Annotated in this window: 16 protein-coding genes; 11 read left to right on the top strand and 5 right to left on the bottom strand. The window is 38.0% G+C overall.

What is annotated here, in order from left to right; translation table 11 throughout:
- Nucleotides 1-284 precede the first annotated feature (284 nt).
- The 4 genes from IEE83_RS23005 to IEE83_RS22990 all read left to right on the top strand — a co-directional run bounded on the left by IEE83_RS23005 (nt 285) and on the right by IEE83_RS22990 (nt 5,582).
- Nucleotides 285-1,553 carry a nucleotide sugar dehydrogenase gene (locus tag IEE83_RS23005; protein ID WP_194122826.1) on the top strand — a complete coding sequence of 423 codons (1,269 nt, stop codon included), beginning with the start codon at nt 285-287 and terminating at the stop codon, nt 1,551-1,553.
- A 180-nt stretch (nt 1,554-1,733) separates the two neighbouring features.
- Nucleotides 1,734-2,945: a glycosyltransferase family 4 protein gene (locus tag IEE83_RS23000; protein WP_194122825.1), complete on the top strand. Its 1,212-nt coding sequence runs from the start codon at nt 1,734-1,736 to the stop codon at nt 2,943-2,945.
- A gap of 27 nt (nt 2,946-2,972) precedes the next feature.
- A complete protein-coding gene (wecB, locus tag IEE83_RS22995) occupies nt 2,973-4,073 on the top strand; it encodes a non-hydrolyzing UDP-N-acetylglucosamine 2-epimerase (RefSeq protein ID WP_194122824.1) in 1,101 nt (366 codons plus the stop codon).
- Nucleotides 4,074-4,082: 9 nt separating this feature from the next.
- Nucleotides 4,083-5,582: a lipopolysaccharide biosynthesis protein gene (locus tag IEE83_RS22990; RefSeq protein WP_310588552.1), complete on the top strand. Its 1,500-nt coding sequence runs from the start codon at nt 4,083-4,085 to the stop codon at nt 5,580-5,582.
- A gap of 14 nt (nt 5,583-5,596) precedes the next feature.
- Here IEE83_RS22990 and IEE83_RS22985 read toward each other — a convergent pair whose 3' ends face one another.
- Complete coding sequence (locus tag IEE83_RS22985; protein ID WP_194122823.1) at nt 5,597-6,478, bottom strand: FkbM family methyltransferase; 882 nt, start codon at nt 6,476-6,478, stop codon at nt 5,597-5,599.
- A 175-nt stretch (nt 6,479-6,653) separates the two neighbouring features.
- On the opposite strand from IEE83_RS22985, the gene IEE83_RS22980 reads away from it, so the two are divergent.
- Nucleotides 6,654-7,298 carry an FkbM family methyltransferase gene (locus tag IEE83_RS22980; RefSeq protein WP_194122822.1) on the top strand — a complete coding sequence of 215 codons (645 nt, stop codon included), beginning with the start codon at nt 6,654-6,656 and terminating at the stop codon, nt 7,296-7,298.
- Here IEE83_RS22980 and IEE83_RS22975 read toward each other — a convergent pair.
- Nucleotides 7,295-8,293, bottom strand: coding sequence for a GNAT family N-acetyltransferase (locus IEE83_RS22975; RefSeq protein WP_194122821.1), 999 nt, complete (start codon nt 8,291-8,293; stop codon nt 7,295-7,297). The two genes, IEE83_RS22980 and IEE83_RS22975, sit on opposite strands and share 4 nt — an antisense overlap.
- 687 nt (nt 8,294-8,980) lie before the next feature.
- Between IEE83_RS22975 and IEE83_RS22970 the strand changes: the two genes are divergently transcribed.
- Both IEE83_RS22970 and IEE83_RS22965 read left to right on the top strand, forming a co-directional pair.
- The gene (locus IEE83_RS22970; RefSeq protein ID WP_194122820.1) at nt 8,981-9,613 is read left to right on the top strand and encodes a response regulator; all 633 of its coding nucleotides are present in this window, start codon (nt 8,981-8,983) and stop codon (nt 9,611-9,613) included.
- A gap of 193 nt (nt 9,614-9,806) precedes the next feature.
- A complete protein-coding gene (locus IEE83_RS22965; RefSeq protein ID WP_194122819.1) occupies nt 9,807-10,457 on the top strand; it encodes a response regulator in 651 nt (216 codons plus the stop codon).
- On the opposite strand, the gene IEE83_RS33470 is transcribed toward IEE83_RS22965, so the two are convergent.
- Nucleotides 10,454-13,645 (bottom strand): sensor histidine kinase, encoded by a 3,192-nt coding sequence (locus IEE83_RS33470; protein ID WP_194122818.1) that lies wholly within the window; start codon nt 13,643-13,645, stop codon nt 10,454-10,456. The two genes, IEE83_RS22965 and IEE83_RS33470, sit on opposite strands and share 4 nt — an antisense overlap.
- A 313-nt stretch (nt 13,646-13,958) precedes the next feature.
- Between IEE83_RS33470 and IEE83_RS22955 the strand changes: the two genes are divergently transcribed.
- The 4 genes from IEE83_RS22955 to IEE83_RS22940 all read left to right on the top strand — a co-directional run bounded on the left by IEE83_RS22955 (nt 13,959) and on the right by IEE83_RS22940 (nt 16,899).
- Complete coding sequence (locus IEE83_RS22955) at nt 13,959-14,489, top strand: RNA methyltransferase (RefSeq protein ID WP_194122817.1); 531 nt, start codon at nt 13,959-13,961, stop codon at nt 14,487-14,489.
- Between the two features lie 149 nt (nt 14,490-14,638).
- Nucleotides 14,639-15,052, top strand: coding sequence for a histone H1/H5 family protein, HCT subfamily (locus IEE83_RS22950; RefSeq protein WP_194122816.1), 414 nt, complete (start codon nt 14,639-14,641; stop codon nt 15,050-15,052).
- Nucleotides 15,053-15,205: 153 nt separating this feature from the next.
- Nucleotides 15,206-15,745, top strand: coding sequence for a lamin tail domain-containing protein (locus tag IEE83_RS22945; RefSeq protein WP_194122815.1), 540 nt, complete (start codon nt 15,206-15,208; stop codon nt 15,743-15,745).
- Nucleotides 15,700-16,899, top strand: coding sequence for a lamin tail domain-containing protein (locus IEE83_RS22940; RefSeq protein ID WP_194122814.1), 1,200 nt, complete (start codon nt 15,700-15,702; stop codon nt 16,897-16,899). Before IEE83_RS22945 ends, IEE83_RS22940 begins: the two co-directional genes overlap by 46 nt.
- Nucleotides 16,900-16,903: 4 nt before the next feature.
- Here the strand turns inward: IEE83_RS22940 and pgeF are convergent, their stop codons facing one another.
- Nucleotides 16,904-17,677 carry a peptidoglycan editing factor PgeF gene (gene pgeF, locus IEE83_RS22935; protein ID WP_310588551.1) on the bottom strand — a complete coding sequence of 258 codons (774 nt, stop codon included), beginning with the start codon at nt 17,675-17,677 and terminating at the stop codon, nt 16,904-16,906.
- 89 nt (nt 17,678-17,766) lie between these two features.
- On the bottom strand, nt 17,767-18,282 hold the full coding sequence (locus IEE83_RS22930; RefSeq protein WP_194122812.1) for a DinB family protein: 516 nt from the start codon (nt 18,280-18,282) through the stop codon (nt 17,767-17,769).

Below are 18,282 nucleotides of genomic sequence, written 5' to 3'. Positions count from 1 at the left end.
ATTTCTACCAACGAGATATGCCTACGGCATAGTTAAAGAAATCTTCTGAGTTATAATTTGACATAATCGAAAGACATGTCCACATGTACCAGAGATACATTTTGTTGGTAGAAATAGAATACGTTATTATGTAAGGCGTTCCGGTAGGAACGCTTTGTGATTGGGTGTTAATATATTTTCTGTATACAAATACACCCAAGATATACCAGAACAAGATTTCCCCAAAATTTTCTGATCATAATTAATATGGCTAGTTTTATGTCCTCGTTTTAAATTTTACCAGAATGTTGTCAGAAATTGCTGCAAGTAAAATTGCAATTATTGGTCTTGGTTATGTTGGTCTGCCGTTGGCGGTGGAATTCAGCCGGAAATATTCAGTGCTTGGTTTTGATATCAATAAAGAACGTGTTGCTGAATTGAAGCGCGGCTATGACCGAACGCAGGAAATTTCTTCGGAAGATTTACAACGTGTTCAGGATCTGCAATTTTCAGATGAATTGTCGGCATTGGCGACTTGCAATATATTTATAGTAACTGTTCCAACGCCGATCGATAACTATAAAAAGCCGGATCTTGGCCCACTTTTGAAAGCCAGTGATACGGTTGGAAAAGTTTTGAAAAAAGGTGATATCGTTATTTATGAATCCACAGTTTATCCGGGTTGTACAGAGGAAGATTGTGTTCCGGTTCTGGAAAGAGTAAGCGGCTTGAAATTCAATGTTGATTTTTTCTGCGGATATTCTCCGGAGCGTATCAATCCAGGCGACAAGGTCAATACCTTAACCAAAATCAAAAAAGTAACCTCAGGTTCAACGTCGGAAATTGGTGAGTTTGTCAATACTTTATACGGAACGATTATCGAAGCCGGAACACATCTGGCATCGAGTATTAAAGTTGCCGAAGCTTCAAAAGCAATTGAAAATGCCCAGCGCGATGTAAATATTTCTTTCGTTAATGAACTTGCGTTGATCTTTGACCGGATGGGAATTGATACGACGGAAGTGTTGGAAGCTGCCGGAACAAAGTGGAATTTTCTTAAATATAAGCCGGGGTTGGTAGGCGGACATTGCATTGGTGTTGATCCCTATTATCTGGCGTACAAAGCAGAATCTTTGGGTTATTATCCACAAGTAATCCTTTCTGGCCGCCGTGTGAATGATACGATGGGTGTTTTTGTAGCCAATAAACTGGTCAAACTTTTGATAAAAAAAGGACATAAAATTGAAGGCAGTCGCGTTTTGATTTTAGGTATCACTTTTAAAGAAAATTGTCCTGATATCCGAAATACGCGTGTTGTTGATGTTTATAAAGAATTGAAAGATTTCGGTATGGATGTTGATGTGTATGACTCCTGGGCTTCGGCGGAAGAGGTGAAACATGAATATGACATCGCCTTGGCAGATAAACCAAATGGAAAATATGAAGCCGTTGTATTAGCTGTTGCGCACGACACTTTCAAAGAGTTGAATCTGACAGATTTTACAAATACAAATTCGGTCCTTTTTGATCTGAAATCGACTTTGCCAAAAGATTCGGTTGATTCTCGACTATAAAAATTATCCAAAACCGGAATCAACTTAGAAATGATTCCGGTTGTTTTTTTCTCTTATAGGTTCAAATTTTCGCTTTTGAAATTATCTCAATTGCATTAAAGTAAGCGAAACATTTCTTCCCCTCTTAAAATTGTCTGCGAATGTGTACTTTTGCAGGAATTACCACAAGATTTCTGACGCATGCGTGTTTGTTTTGTTATGGCGGGGTTGCCGCATTATTTTGCCTTGATATTGAATAAAATGGTTTCCGACTATGGAATCGAAGTTATTCTCGTCAAACCTACCCAACAAAGCAAAGCCCTGGGCGCCGGTGTGAAGGAAGATAAATCAGCCGCGAACTTCCGGTTGGTGGAACTTCCCGAGTTTACAACCTGGTACGGAAAGTCTTTTTTCGAAAATCTTATCCCGACTTTACAGGAAATAAAACCGGACATTATCGTAATGTCGTCCTGGCCATATTTTTTGCAACTGGTACTGAATCCGCCTTTTTATTTTAAACTGAAAAAAATTGGCGCAAAGTTAATTTGCCGGGATATTCCTTTTAATACGGCGTATTGGGGTAAAAGTCAGGAGTATTATTATTCAGGACAAAACATTACCGAAGATCTTGACGCAAATAAAAAAAACTGGAAAGGTGCACTTTATTTCCGGGCAATAACGTGGTTACGAAAATTATATCTTCCGCTAGCCGACGCGCATATCAACTATTATGATGAAGGCCGTGATATCATCGGAAGTTATGGCGTTCCGAAAGAAAAAATATTTATTGCCGCCAATTCTCCAGATACTGACGAATTGCTGGCCGCGTATGAAGAAGTTTTAAGACAACCTGAAATTTTACCGGCTAATCCACACCGTGTTATTCATGTAGGAAGATTAGTGAAATGGAAGCGAGTGGATATGCTGATTCAGTCGATTAAAGATCTGAAACGGTTTTTTCCTGATATTGAACTGGTCGTTGTAGGTTTCGGTCCGGAAGAAGAAAATCTTAAAAAACTGGCTGAAAAACTTGATGTCACGGACAATGTAAAGTTTGTCGGAGGAGTTTATGATGCACTCACGCTGGGTAAATATCTGCATGTTTCGTCCATTTATTTATTAGGCGGAATGGGTGGATTATCCATCAATGATGCCATGTGTTTTGCCAAACCGGTCATTTGTTCGGTTGCGGATGGAACGGAAAGACGTTTGGTGAGAGATGGATATAATGGTTTTTATTTTGAAAATGGAAATCAGGAAAGTCTGAACCTGAAAATGAAAACGTTGCTTCAGGATCCCGAAAAAATCAGCACCTTTGGTGCAAATTCATTGCGCATAATAAAAGAAGAAATCAATATACACAGTGTGCTGAAAGAATACATGGTTGCCTTTAACTACGTTCTGGCGCACTGATCTGTTTAAATTCTGGTTGATTAAAAAATGAAAATCCTGAGTATTGTTGGTGCCCGTCCGAACTTCATGAAAGTGGCTCCGTTGCACCGCGCTTTTTTACAACATCCTGAAATCGATTCGAAAATCATTCATACCGGACAGCATTATGATGCCCGTATGTCGGATGTGTTTTTTAATCAGCTGGAATTACCGAAACCAGATTATTTTCTTGGTATCGGCGGCGGTTCGCATACACAGCAAACGGCCAAGATCATGATCGAATTTGAGCAGGTTATGCTGGCTGAAAAACCGGATGTTGTGCTGGTTGTTGGTGATGTTAATTCAACAATTGCCTGTGCGATGGTAGCGGTAAAAGAACATATTCCTGTCGTTCACGTAGAAGCAGGTTTGAGAAGCGGCGACCGTGGAATGCCGGAAGAAATTAACCGGATCATGACGGATTGTATTGCGGACGATCTTTTTGTAACCGAGCAAGCCGGTATCGACAATCTGAAAAGAGAAAGTATTCCGGATGAAAAAGTCCATTTTGTCGGCAATGTGATGATCGATTCTTTGGTATACTATCGCCAGAAAGCTTCAACTTTAACATTGGTGAAAGATCTTGGCTTGGAGCCAAAGTCTTATGTTTTGATGACGATGCACCGCCCAAGCAATGTGGATTTTCAGGAAGGATTAACTAATATTTTGAAAATTATCAAAGAAACTTCAAAAAGTAAAACCGTACTTTTTCCTGTTCATCCAAGAACGCTGAAAAATATGGAAACATGGGGTTTGCTGGATGAATTGAGAAGTCTTGAAAATGTGATTTTGATGGAACCACAGGGTTATCTTGAATTTTTGCATTTGATGGAAAATTCTGCTTTGATTATCACCGATTCAGGTGGAATTCAGGAGGAAACTACTTATCTGCAAGTGCCTTGTCTTACTTTCCGTGCAAGTACGGAACGTCCAGTAACGGTAGAATTGGGAACAAATATTTTACTTAGTGATCTGGATCCGGTTTCTGTTGCTGAAAAAGTGCAGGATATTTTGGCTGGAAGGGTGAAAGAAGGCATTATTCCTCCATTTTGGGATGGACACGCCGCTGAACGTATCGCAGAAATATTGATACAAAAATACGCTAACTAGACTTTCAGAGTGGGAATCGTTGTTCGTCAGAGTCTTAAAGCTGGTCTTGGATCGTACATTGGGGTAGGGATTGGTATTGTCAATCAGATGTACGTTTCTACGAAATTTTTATCCGTAGAGCAATACGCACTTTCCCGGTTGCTTTTTGAAAATAGCTTACTTTTTGCTGCATTTGCACATTTAGGAACCCCCTTTATTGCAGATAAATTTTTCAGTCTTTTTCGGAACGACGAGGAAGAACATCATGGAATTCTTGCGTTTCTCCTGCTTCTTCCTTTTATAGGTGCAGTGATTTTCGGGATTATTTATCTCGTATTCACACCGGCGATCCATGCGTATTTCGCGGAGGAGTCGCCGATGTTTTTGAAATATCATTTTCTGGTTATTCCCTTAACGACGTTCTGGATCTATATTTCTGTCCTTGAAGCATATTGCCGAAACAATTCCCGAATTGCAGTACCGAATTTTATTAGAGAAGTATATCTCAAATTAGCCAACGTCTTGCTGATTTTGATGTTTGGATTGGGCTGGCTAAGTTTTGAAGCCATGTTGTATCTGGTCGTAGCATCCTATGGTTTAGCGGTAGTCATTTTTCTTGGTTACATCAAACAGCTTGGCAGATTATATTTCCGGTTTCCTGATAAAAAAATCCTGACACGCTCGTTAATCATACAAATGCTTGGTTATGGCGGATTTACATTGCTTGGCGGGGTGGGAGTAAACCTGATGCTTTTTATTGATCGAACCATGGTGGCTGGTAAAAAAGGACTGGTAAGTGCCGGGATATTTATCATTGCTTCTTATATCGCCGGGATTATTGAAATTCCTAAAAAAGCAATTGCTCAAATTTCAATTCCTTTACTGGCAGCTTCTTTGGTGAAAGGTGATTATGATCACGTTCGTACCATGAATCAAAAGTCAGCTTTAAATCAGCTTATTGCGGGCGGAGTTGTATTTCTATTAATTTGGGCCAGTATCGACGATATTTTCTTTTTAATACCCAAAGGAAGTACGTATGGAGAAGGCAAATATGTGGTGCTGTTTCTTGCGTTGGTGAAGGTGTTCGACATTGCAACGGGTTTGAATACAGAAATTATCATGTATTCGAAATTTTTCAGATTCGCTACGTTATTTATTGTTGCATCGGCCATTTTAGGTTTTTTGTTGAACTTATGGCTAATCCCAATCCACGGTTTTGTAGGAGCAGCGATTGCAACTGCCTTCACCACTTTGGTTTACTCAATTGCCAGAATGACTTTCGTTTGGTGGAAATTTGGAGTGCTTCCGTTCACAAATAAAACGTTACAGGTTACCTTAATTCTGGCTTTTTTGTATGCAATTACTTTCCTGATTCCGGATTATACAAGAACGATTATTTCGGCTATGTTGATGATGGCTTTGCGTTCAATAATCATCATTCTGTTGTTTATTCTTCTAATTGTAAGGTTTAAAATTTCCGAAGAAATTAATGATCTGGTACTGGGTTTGCAACGCAGATTTCTCAAATAATCAATCGAATAATTCTAGATCAGATCGTTCCCCAATTTAATTTTTCTGGAAGTTTTAACCCGGTTTTCAACAAAAGCCAGATCACGGATATAAATCGTGTTTTCAGGATTGGTAGTCGTAATTTTAGTCAGTTTTCGTTCAGAAGGGAAATAATTATAAGGCACAAAACCCAGGCTCAAAAGCTTGTCATGGATGTAATTCTGGCCAAATTCATATTGATCGGAAAGCCCATTGGTTTCCATAATAATGATTTTCAGCTCCGGCCTTTCCAATGTTTTTGAAGCGCCATTAATTACATTGGCTTCAAAACCTTCGACATCGATTTTTAGTAAATTGATGTTTTTATCGGCCAATATATTATCCAACGAATTTACCGGAACTTCTGTAACCGGGCCGCGGAAAGTATTATCGTTGATCACGTGATTGATTGCATCCAGAGAATTTGAAAAAATCAGCGTTTCTTCTTTATCACCAACTCCAAGATTATAAAGCTCCGAGCGGTCTTGCAGATTATTGTAATTGATATTGCGTTTCAGGTTTGCAAACGTTGAGGGAATGGGCTCAAACGATAAAGATTTTGCACCGGTAATGCCTGATGCCAAAACGGAATAAACTCCGATGTTAGCGCCCACATCCACAAAAGTATCTTCCGGACGCAGGTAATGCATCACAAAAAGCATTTCGTTTGTATCGTATAAGCCCGTATAAATTTGCAGTTCCGCGCTCGACATACCCTTGTCCACAACCAGCGAAACATGCTCAACAAACGGGTAGACCATCGGATGTTTGTGTAAGCGAATGACCAGGCCTCTTTTGAAGAGCGTCATCAATGCTTTTACCTTTCTGTCTTTGTTTAAAGGGTGGCCCAGAACCGTCTTTATCGTTTTTAATTTCATTCTAAAACTGAGGGATTTTGAAATTATTCCCGCTATCAATACAAATATTAAAATTGAGTGCTAATGTAGTATATTTGCACCCCCTATGCAAAATTGGAGTTTCGGAGCGATACCGGAAATCGGAATGTTTCAGGGTTGGAGTTGTCACAAATATCTTTCGGAATAAGCGGATAAAATGGTTAAGTTTTTAAAAAAGCAGGGTTGGGGAGTTCTAAATTCAGTTGGTTTTGGCGGAGCCGTTCAACTTTATTTGAAAAGTGCTCTGAAAGAATACGGTTGGTTCAGAAGTTTTCATTCCAAACAATCCGTTGACGCCGCAGGAAATCCGCTTCCCTGGTATACTTATTCGTTTATCTTTTTCCTTGAACCAAGAATTAAACCGCATTTTGAAGTTTTCGAATACGGATCCGGAAATTCTACACGTTGGTATGGTGCCCGCGTGAAACATATCGCTGCTGTTGAACATGATGCGCAGTGGATTGAAATCATTAAACCAAAACTTCCTGCAAACTCGACTGTTTTCTCTCGTCCGCAAGGACCTTCTTACGTTGAAGCCGTTAAAAACGAAGGCAAAAAATATAACATCATTGTAGTCGATGGCCGCAACCGCGTAAAATGCACCGCTTTTGCTGCTGAATATTTGTCGGAGGATGGTGTTTTAATTCTTGACAATTCGGAACGTGACTGGTATCAGCCTGCGAAAGATTTTATGACAAATAAAGGTTATAAGAGCATCGACTTTCGAGGAATGTTACCGATCGTGGGGCATGAAAGTTGTTCGACTGTTTTTTATAAAGAGGGCAATTGTCTGGGAATTTAATTACCTAATAGCACTTCTATCTTCTTTTCATAAGTGATTTTGAAAGATTCAATTCCGCCAAGATTCTTTTTAAATTTCAGCAGTCCTGGTTTCTCAATGCCATGATGATCCGTTGAAATACCAAGATCGAGAATTCTTATTTCTTCTTTTTGGCAATAATTGTAAACCGTTTCCAAGAGATATACCATCGGACTAAAACTTTTATAATCTGAAAGATCTGCTGGCAGAAAATTATACAATATTCCTTTACTGACAAGAACTGTTACGCTCATTGCAATTATTTTGCTTTCATCTCGAACGACGAAAATCCGGCATTGATGTGGAAATTTATTAATTAACACATCCACTTGCTTCGGCGTCATCGACATCAAATATCCTTTTTCTGACCGGCTGTTATGAATAAAATTGTAGACAATTTCAAAATCCGGTTTAGCGTATAATTCTGCCTGAAAACCCGATTTCCTGCATTTGGCTAATCTTCGTCTTTCAGCAGGAATAATGGTGTTAACAAAGGGTGACCGGGAAACCGGGATATGATGGTTGATGAATTTACGGGTAATCTTGTAGCCTGCCGTCTCGTAAGAATTAAATAATAAAAAGTGTTTGTCGGCTGATTTATAACAAGTTGCAGCTGTCCTTATTATACACTTAGTAGCGTTGGTTTGCGATGAAAACCAGTCTTCAACACATCGAAGGAAAAAGGATAGTTCATTTGCCTTGCACTTTTCATCACACTGAACTCCGCCGAATGGAGCTCGTAACGGAGAAACGAAGCTGGTATCAATATTCGTAAAATGAATGCAGGCAGCTGACAAGGCTTCTCCTTTCCGAAAAAGATAAAAAGAAAATCTTCTATCACAATTCTGGGCATTCAGGTAATCCGCAGTTTGATACAGAAAAGGCTCAAAAGAAAGTGGAATTTCTGTTACGAAATGCTGAATATACAGTCTTGTTTCCAAACCGTTTTCAACCCAGTCGAAATCAGGATTTTTCAAATTTTATATATGTGTGTGTTATTGATGTTTAAAAAATCCTCGTTAAAATGGTTACTAATGGGATTTTTGTTAGTCTAACAAGTTTAAGACGGTAAACCCCTAATTTTTAATTAGAAGTTTACAAGTAATTGAATGAAAGATATTTGGTATGGTTTTGATATATCTTTTTTATGGGCATAAAAGTATTTAAAATATCAGAATTATTAATAATTTGATAATTTATAATAACTTGTATATTAACAAATTAGTTATCGGACAATGGAATGTAGATATATTATTCTTTCTTTGTAGCATCATTCCCAGTTTATTTGTAGATATTTATTGGTTTTTTTGTCAAATTATCTTTGTAAATTATAGGCATATTATCTCGTAAGTAAATAATAATTATTGCGCTTGTTTAATAAACCAATTTACCGAATAATTGAGCTTAGTTTTCGGGCCATAAATAGAGATAAATTAATCAAATTCAAAAGTTTAAATTTAATCATTGATTGAATTTTGAAACTGAAAAAGTTAAAAAATCAGTTTAGGCTTAAAAATAATCAGCTCATTTTATTATAATTTTTAAAGTTAGCATATCTGTGTACCAGGCAATTAGAATTTATCTGATAACTTAGTGAATAGATAAATAATTAATTCTAACTTTGGGGTAATACTATTTCTACTGTCATTAGTATATAAAATTTCATGAAGCACATACTTATTGCCGAGGATCACGCTGTGGTCCGCATCGGAACCAAACACCTCTTAAAGTCCCTTATACCTGAATCACAGATTACAGGGGTTGATACTTTTCAGAAGGTCTTGCTGGAGTTGGGCAACCAAACTTTTGATCTTCTTATTCTGGATATCAATATTCCTGGTGGAAATAATACCAAAATGATTGAGACAATCAGGATTAAACGTCCTGATATTCGGATACTTATGTTTTCAAGTTACGATGAACAATTATACGGTTTATTATATCTTCAGGCTGGTGCAGACGGATATTTATCCAAGGATGCAGCAGAAGATGAATTTAAAACCGCTGTCTTAAGTGTGCTCGATAACAAGAAATATATGAGCGCGGATATGCAGCAGATTAATATTAACAGACTTATCAACCCTAAGGAATTTCTTCCGGATCCAATCGTGAGTCTTTCTCCGAGAGAAAAGGATGTAATGAATTTGCTTAAAGAAGGATTTGGTACTGCAAAAATTGCAGAAAAATTGAACCTTCAGCTTTCAACGGTCAGTACTTACAAGGCCCGGATATTCGAAAAAATGGGTGTTAAAAATATCGTTGAGTTAATTACTAAAATTAAGTTGATCGATAGTTAATATTTTAAGTTAATGTTATTGTGAAGCAGATACTTCGGTGATTTTATCAGGTATCTGCTTCTTTGTTTAATTGTATACCCTCATATCATACAGGAATTTGAAAATCGAAATTAATGGTTGCAGTCTTGGGTAAACGTACCTGGTAACCAGCGGTTTTTAATTTCAGATTACGAATGAATTACTCTAACGTATAATGAAAAGAATTTTAATTGTGGAGGATCATGCCATTGTAAGAATGGGTATTGATTTTCTTATTACCGATTTATTTCAGCCCGTAGATGTGCATCAGGCCTCTAATTTTACTTCTGCACTCGGATTAATTCAAAAAAATGTGTTTGACCTTATTGTGCTGGATATCAATATTCCGGGCGGAGAAAACAGTAGAATGATCAATAAAATCAGGGCTATCCAACCAAGTGTAAGGATTTTAGTTTTTTCCGGTTCTGAAGAAGAAATATATGCATTACATTATATACACGCCGGTGCAAATGGATTTTTATCCAAAAGTGCTTCGGAGGAAGAATATAAGATGGCCATTACGGCGGTACTCAATAACGGGAAATATATCAGTAATAAGGTCCAGCAGCAAATGGTAAAAAATATCCTGGACAGTAAAAATGTCAGTTCCAATCCACTGGAAGATCTTTCCAAACGGGAACTGGAGGTCATGCATTTACTTGCTCAGGGGAAATGGACCAAGGAAATCGCTACGCTTTTGGATCTGAAAGAAACCACAATCAGTACCTATAAAGCCAGGATCTTTGAAAAACTTGAAGTGGCAAATATTATTGAAATGTTTAAAAAACTGGAATTGTATAAAACCAAGGATTTTGATATCAGCTAGTTTGTAGTTTGTAGGTTTGGAAAAATCAGATGAACGTGTGTTCCCATATTTTTTTCAACCCGTAAGTCTAATTTAAGAAGCATTGCCAACTCCTTTACAATAGTTAGTCCCAATCCGTTGTAATGAATAGAGAATGATTTAGACTTTTCGAAAGCCTCTGCTTTTGAGGGAGTGTTAAGCCAATAGAGAAGTTCGTCTGGTATTCCGGGGCCTGAGTCAGAAATAATGAGATGGATTTCCTTATCCGTAATTTTTGTCCGGATACAAATGTCAGCGTTAAATGAAAACTTATTTGCGTTGTCAATCAGATTGTGCACGATAATTCCCAGCAGCTGGGCATTGGTGAAAACATTTACCACAGAGTCTACTTCGTTGGTAAACTGGTTGGAGCGATCACGGATTATGTCTTCAAAAATTTCGAATTTTTCGGAAAGAGACGTAAATAAATTAATTTCTTCAAATTCGATTTTGCTTCCGTAGACCTGTGTTGTGACATAAGCAATCAGGTTTTCCAATAAATTATACATCTGATCGGTAGAGTGCTCAATCGTTTTTCCAAGTTTGGAAACTGCCTCTATCTTTTCTTTTTCAAGCAATTCTTCAATCCGGCCGGCAGCGTTAGAGACAAATTTCAAAGGTGTTTTTATATCGTGCGACATGGATGCGATCAACCGGGTTTGAATGTGCATTTGGCGTTGCAATTCACGTTCGGATTTTTCAAGTGCGTTAAATGTATGTTCGAGTTTTCTGGTACGCCTTGCAATTTTAATTTCCAGCAGACGATTTTCTTTTCTGATAATCCGTAATCTCAGGCGAATGAAAAGATATACGGCAAGCACAAAAAGGATCATAGCTGCAATCCTGAACCATTGTGTCTCATACCAGCTGGGCGGTACGACAAGGGCTATTTTTTTGTACATATAATTATTCTCTCCAAAGCCATTATTCTTGCGGATAAAAAGCGTGTAATCCCCGGCTTTCAGACTTCCGATGGTAATATTCATACTCGTGCCATCAAGATCAAGCCACTCATCCGGCATCGTTTTGGACCGGGAGTTTTCCAGAAGTGCATAAGAAATATTCAGGTCTGCCGGGTTTCCGAAATAAGCAGTTGTGAAATGGATTTTTATGTTTTGCGGATTTAACGGAAAAGTGATAGAATCTTCGGATGCGGCAATGCTCTTTCCCCGGACCTCATAACGATCCAGAATAATATTTTTGTCGGGCAATTCCGTTTTTATGTTTTCAGGTATGAACCAAACGAGCCCGTCCAGCGAGGGTAAAGAAACATAGCCATTGGGCAGTCTCAGTGCACAAGGCTGACATTTTCCATTAAATTCATTGGTATAAAAGCCCTGCTCTTTTGTGAAGTGCATGGAAAAAATGCTTTTATTTTCAGATGTAAAATGGTTTTCGGCATAGTCCAGTAAATCTTTTTTGGCGATACGGAAAAGACCTTTATTAGTTGTGAGCCAGAAATAACCAAGCTTATCAAGGAAAATACAATGTGATCCGCTCAAATACTGATTCTTATCAAGCGGGAATTTGATGAGTTTGTTTTTGGAAAAAAGAAAGAAACCATCTTCGTAGGTCGTGATCCAGATTTCCTCTTTACCGGAATTTTTTCCTGTGCCGGTAAATGGAGAAATGTAAAGACTACGAATATATAAGTTTTCTGTTCCTTTAATGAAAACAAGTTTTTTAGATAATAAATTAAGGAAAAAAAGTCCGTGCGCAGTGCCAATAATTAACTCCTGAGAAGTTTTTTGATGAACAAATGATATTCTATCAAGCGGTCCTTTGATGAATTGCCGAGGTGCAGGGTTGGGATCTGATAAGTTGATTTGGAATAATCCGGAGCTTCTTGTTCCGATCCAGATAGTCCCGTCGTCGCCCTCATAAAGATGATTAACTTCTGTTTTTAAATCCCATTTCCCGACAATTTTATTATTCCGAATGTTATAACAAAAAATCATATCCCCGCTTTTCCGCCAGATATTTCCATTTTTGTCGATAAGTATTCCGTATCCGTCAGCTGATTTTTCATCATGGATTAATGGATAGTCTTTCAAAATAATCTGGTTGCTTCCTGCTAATTTTCCCAGAATAAAGCCTTTTGGCGTAATAACAGAGTTTGAGTCGAATATGGCTTGCCCGTAAAAAACATTTTCCAGATTATTTCCTTTGGTTCTGAGTGTGTAGAAAGACTTGTTTTTTAAGACAAATAAACCTTTTGTAACACTTCCAAGAAAAAATCGCTGGTTTGTTGTGTCGTAATGGATTGAGGTTATATTGTTTCTGACAAAGTCGAAATTGTTAAGCACCAGCGTTGTTTGCAAGATACCTTGTCGTTCTTCTTTTAAGGTATAAAGCTTTTTTTCCAGATAGAGGAAAACCTGATTGGATATATTATTCCAGTAAATTTTACCATTCATTTTCCCGGGAATATAGTTTTCATCCGATGTTAAATCACCGGACACAGAAAGGTTTGTTAATCCCGCTTTGTCTATACGTATGAATTTATCGTTTGTATAGCTATAAAGATTTTTATTTATCGTAAAGAAATTCCAGGGCAGATCTGTTTTGATAGCGTGGTCATATATCTTTTTCCAGTTGGAATAATATCCGATTTTCTGGCGTTCACAAATGAAGAAATTTCCTTCGCCTTCCGGGACGGCAATAATGTAATAATCAGGGTTGAGCCAATCCCGCAAATAATTTGGTGAGCCGTTCGACATAAGCACATTTTCTCCCGACTTACTCAAATGCGGAATAGAACGAATTCTATTGGTATATACAGAATCCATTGTGGCTCTCCCAGCTTCAATACGAACAAACTGGTAGCCTTCTGCAACCGCATATAATTTCCTGGATTTATTATTTTTTGAGCCAACTTCAAGGCTGGGCTGAAGCATGGAAAACCTGTTGTAGGTAATCGGGAGATTAGATTTGTCAAATGTAAAAAAGTTTTTTCCATCAAAGCGGACCAGGCCGGTTTCTGTGGTGAGCCATATAAAGCCCTCTGAATCAGATGAAATATTTTTTACACTATTTTGGGGGAGCCCGTTATCCTCGGTATAATAACTCACCGTATAGGCGTCCTGTTCATTTGTTTGCGGTTGCGCAAAAATGTAATTGTTAAAGGCGAAGAGTTGTAAAATTGCGAGGAGAACAGGGTATTTCTTCACTATTAAGGGAATAAATTTTAGTAACAATCCGATTAACTATCCAATAGACGTCGGATTATACTGTAAGTAACGATTTGATAAAAAAATCAAATCGTTAATATTATTTCGTGATAAATGTAGTAAGATTTTGATTTTATAGTAGTGGAACATTGCTTTATGGACTACTTAATTTTTTAAGTAATTAATGGATGGATATGATTTGTTTTTAAATAGCTTGTATAAAGTCGGGCATTAACATTTTTCCTGTTTTGAAATAATTCGTTGTACGTTTGTCTGGAAATTAATTAATATACTTTTATCGAAATCTATTGCAATGCGTAAACTGCTCATTGAGGAAATGAACCGTTTGTCGGTTAAAGAGTTTAAAGAATCGGATAAGTTTCCATTTGTAATTGTACTGGACAATATTCGTAGTCTTAACAATGTGGGATCATTTTTTCGTACAGCGGATGCGTTCAGGGCTGAGAAGATGCTTTTGTGTGGGTATACCCCCAATCCTCCGCACAGAGAAATTACAAAAAGTGCATTGGGAGCTGAAAATGCGGTGATCTGGGAAAAAGAAGAAAGTACTTTACAGGCCGTTCTAAAATTGAAAGAAGAAGGATATCAGGTTTTTGCTGTTGAACAGGCGGAGGGAAGTACATTGCTCCAGAATTTCAATCCAAAGCCTGATGTTCCCTGCGCATTTGTGTTTGGAAATGAAGTAGAAGGCGTAGCAGATGATGTAATTGAGGTTTGTGACGCCTGTATTGAAATACCTCAATTCGGGACCAAACATTCATTTAATGTGTCGGTATCGGCGGGAATTGTATTATGGGAATTTATCAAGAAAAATTTAACATAAATATAACACGTTTTATTTGCTCTTCTGGAATTATTAGACGGTATTTGCAGGTTGAAAGATAAGAGTATGATTTATTTAACAAACGGCTGGATGCAAGAATATTAGCCGTTCATACTTCTGGTCTTATTTTTAAAAATAATTCTTAAAATATGAAATCCGCAACGAAAAAACTTACTACCGAAATCGCAGAAACACTTGTTACGAAACTTGATGCGGTAACTGCTGATTCAAAAAAAATAAAGAAGTCAATTGAGAAAGCATCGGCTAAATTGGCAAAAAAAGTTTCGAAATTTCTAAAAGACGAAGCTAAGAGAAAAGAGAAAGAAGCTAAGAATGCGGAGAAAAAGGCAAAAGCACCAAAAAAAGAAAAAGAGTCAAAAAAGGATAAAAAGAAACATGCAGAAAAAGTAGCTACTTTGGTAGCGTCGGCCTCGTCTAAGCCTGCTGCTGTTCCGCCAGCTAAGACTCCCGCTCCAAAAGCTGCTGCGCCAGCACCAAAACCGGCAGCTGCTCCCGTTAAAGCTCCTGCAACTGAACCAGCGAAAACAGAAGAAGGCAAATAAGATATCGTTGCTTTAAAATATCAGATTGAATTCAACTCCGAAATGAGTTGAATTTTTTGTTTATAGCCGTTTTGGTTTGCGTTACATTTTACCGAACGTTACCATAATCGCAGCATTCCGTATAGATTATGTATGATCTAAGTTTACGGAAACATGGCGTTTTTCAATTGGAAAGGCATTTTTATTGTTGGGCTGTCTTTGATTCTTAATTCCAATTCTTTTAGTCAAGGTTATAATAGTGTAGTTATTTCGGAAATCATGGTAGATCCGACGCCGGTTGTTGGGTTACCGGCAATTGAATATACTGAATTGTACAACCGAAGTGGACAGGCTTTATCCTTGAAAAACTGGAAGTTAGTCATTGGTACAAGGACAGCCGTTTTTCCGGATTCGGTAATTCAGCCAGAAGAATATGTTCTGCTTTGTAATAAAGTAAACGCTGCCAGTTTTAATGGTTTTGGAAAAATAATTCCCCTTTCAACTTTTTCTTTACCTAACACAGCGGGCACAATTTCGCTGTATCGACCCGGAAATAACCTGGTATTTTCAGTTTCTTACGAAAGTAGCTGGTGGTCTTCCGACAAGCGCGCTGGGGGTTATGCGATTGAAATGATTGATTCTGATAATCCCTGTGGAGAACAAAATAATTGGAAGGTTTCAGAAGATCCACTTGGCGGAACGCGGCGAAAGTAAACAGTGTCAAAAATAGTAATCCGGATTCTGAGGCTCCTGTCATTCAACGTATTGACGTAACGTCACCGACTGAGTTAAGAATTATTGCTGATGAAAAACTGGATAGTCTGGTTGCAACTTCAGGCGCAATGATAGATTTGGCAGGTCGAAAAATCGTCAAGAAAAAACTGGAATCGCCTCAATTTCACGTTCTTTTTGCTACGCTGGATTCTCCACTTTTGGCGGGTGAGAAGTATAATTTATCGGTAAGGAATCTATCAGATTGCGCCGGGAATATTTTACGTCAGGCGGATTTTACAATTGGGTTACCCATACAGGCAGATTCCGGCGATGTAGTTTTAAATGAAATTTTATTCAATCCACCGGAAGGAGGTGTTGATTTTGTTGAAATTTATAATCGCACCAGTAAATATATTGACCTGAAAAACTGGTCATTGGGTAATGTAAAAAATGGCGAACCGGATGTTTCCAGGGTTATCACATCCGACAATTTTATTTTGGCACCTTTTGAATATCTTGCCTTAACTACAAATCCGGAGCTAATTAAAGAGCTTTATCCGGTCAATTCGTCTGGAAATTTCCTGCGCATGACTTCACTTCCCGCTTATTCAAACGCCGAAGGTGGTGTTATCCTTAAAAATCAGGATGATAAGATTTATGACCGATTCGATTATAATGAAGACATGCAGGATCCTTTAATTACCAACAAAAAAGGAGTTTCTCTTGAAAAAGCGGATGCGAATATTTCTTCGAAAATCATTTCCAACTGGCATTCAGCAGCTGCAACTTCCGGAAATGCAACACCGGGTTATGCAAATTCTCAAATAAAAACCAATGTGGAAAAGGATATCTTTGAAGTAGAGCCGGAAGCTTTTGTTCCGGATAATGTTTCCGTAGGTTTTGCAAAAATAAAATATAAATTGACGCAATCAGGTAAAATCGCGACGATCAATATTTTCGATATAAATGGCAGACTGATTAAAAACCTTCTCAGAAATCAGCTCATTGGAACAGACGGGGAAATTTCCTGGGATGGCAGAAATGAAAATGGCGTTGTCGTTCAAACCGGATATTACCTGATTCTGATCGATATTTTTGATCCGACTGGCGAAAAAAAACAGTATAAAAGGAAAGTGGTAGTCGTTAAAAATTAGAATACTATTCAATTAATCCGATAGTCACCAGCATTCTTCCGGTCATACCGTTTTCGTAACGATATGAAAAATAATCTTCATTATGCAAAACCGTTGAAAATGGCGAAACTTCTACATTTTCAGGTTTGATACCAAAACGAATCAATTGTTCTCTATTGGCCGATTTTAAATCAACAAAGTATTTATTTTTCTGATCATCCCAGCGTTTGAAAGTTGGGTTGAAATTGTCGGCAACATCTTCACCAACCTCGAAAGAACATTCATCAATACAGGTTCCAACGTAAGCCAGACAATCTTCTGGAACAGTTCCATATTCTTTTTGCATCGCCAAACCCGTTATAAAAACAATTTCCTGAACTGTCCCACGCCATCCCGCGTGAATGGCCGCTACTGCTTTTTTGACAGGATCAAAAATCAATATGGGTGTGCAATCTGCTATGGTAACGGCTAACTGAATGTTGGGAATATTAGTAATTAATGCGTCGTAACCTTCATAGCGGCCGGCGGTTGTGACGGTAAGAATTTCAGCACCATGTACCTGATGTGACTTGGCGACATTTTCAAAATCAATATTCAGCGATTGAAAAAACCTTTTATTATTTTCCAGAACATTTTCAGGCGTATCTTTTGTTGAACCGCCAAGATTCAGTGAATTGTACGGCGCCTGACTTACGCCGCCGTGACGCGTACTTTCGCCAGAGACGAGATTGGTAAAGGCATTAAAAATTTCCGGAACGCGGTATAAAGGCTTGTTATTCGAATTTGGCTGATCTTTCACAAAAATATTGTTAATTCTGAAAGCCCAAAAATAACACAACTCCGCCATGAAAAGACATGACGGAGTCGTAATTTTTAACTTTTAAAAAATTAGAACAACATTTCCTGCGGAGGCTTAACTCCTTTCAAACGGATATAAACAGTCGTTTGTCCACGGTGATGCGTCTGGTGCTCGAAGTCTTTTTCGAAAGCAGTTTTCACTTTAAGATCTTTTCCAAAAACCTTCACATCTTTTTCAAGATCAGCATCTTTCATTTCTTTCAAAGCATTGATGATGAAATCATAGCTGTCAAGTGTCGCTTTGGTTACAGCAGTTTTGGATTGGTCTGCGGCTTTTTCCAATGATTCTTTAAATGGACTTGCTTTGCCTGTCGCTGCTGAAATAAATGCATAATTTACATCCGCAAGGTGATCCATTTGCTGAGCAAACGACCGCATTTCCGGTGTTGGTTTAAACGCATAACCGTCTTCCGGCATCGCATCCAGATACTGTTTGGTGTAGGTTTTTGCTCTTTCGAAGTCCGCTATCATTTTGGTTGTTGCGGTTTGAGCAAATAGGCTCTGGGCTGTAAACAACAGCATAGCAGAAAGTAACAATTTTTTCAT

It is taken from the genome of Dyadobacter subterraneus, assembly GCF_015221875.1.
Taxonomy (GTDB): Bacteria; Bacteroidota; Bacteroidia; order Cytophagales; family Spirosomataceae; genus Dyadobacter; species Dyadobacter subterraneus.
This window is presented reverse-complemented; position numbering and strand designations above follow the sequence as displayed.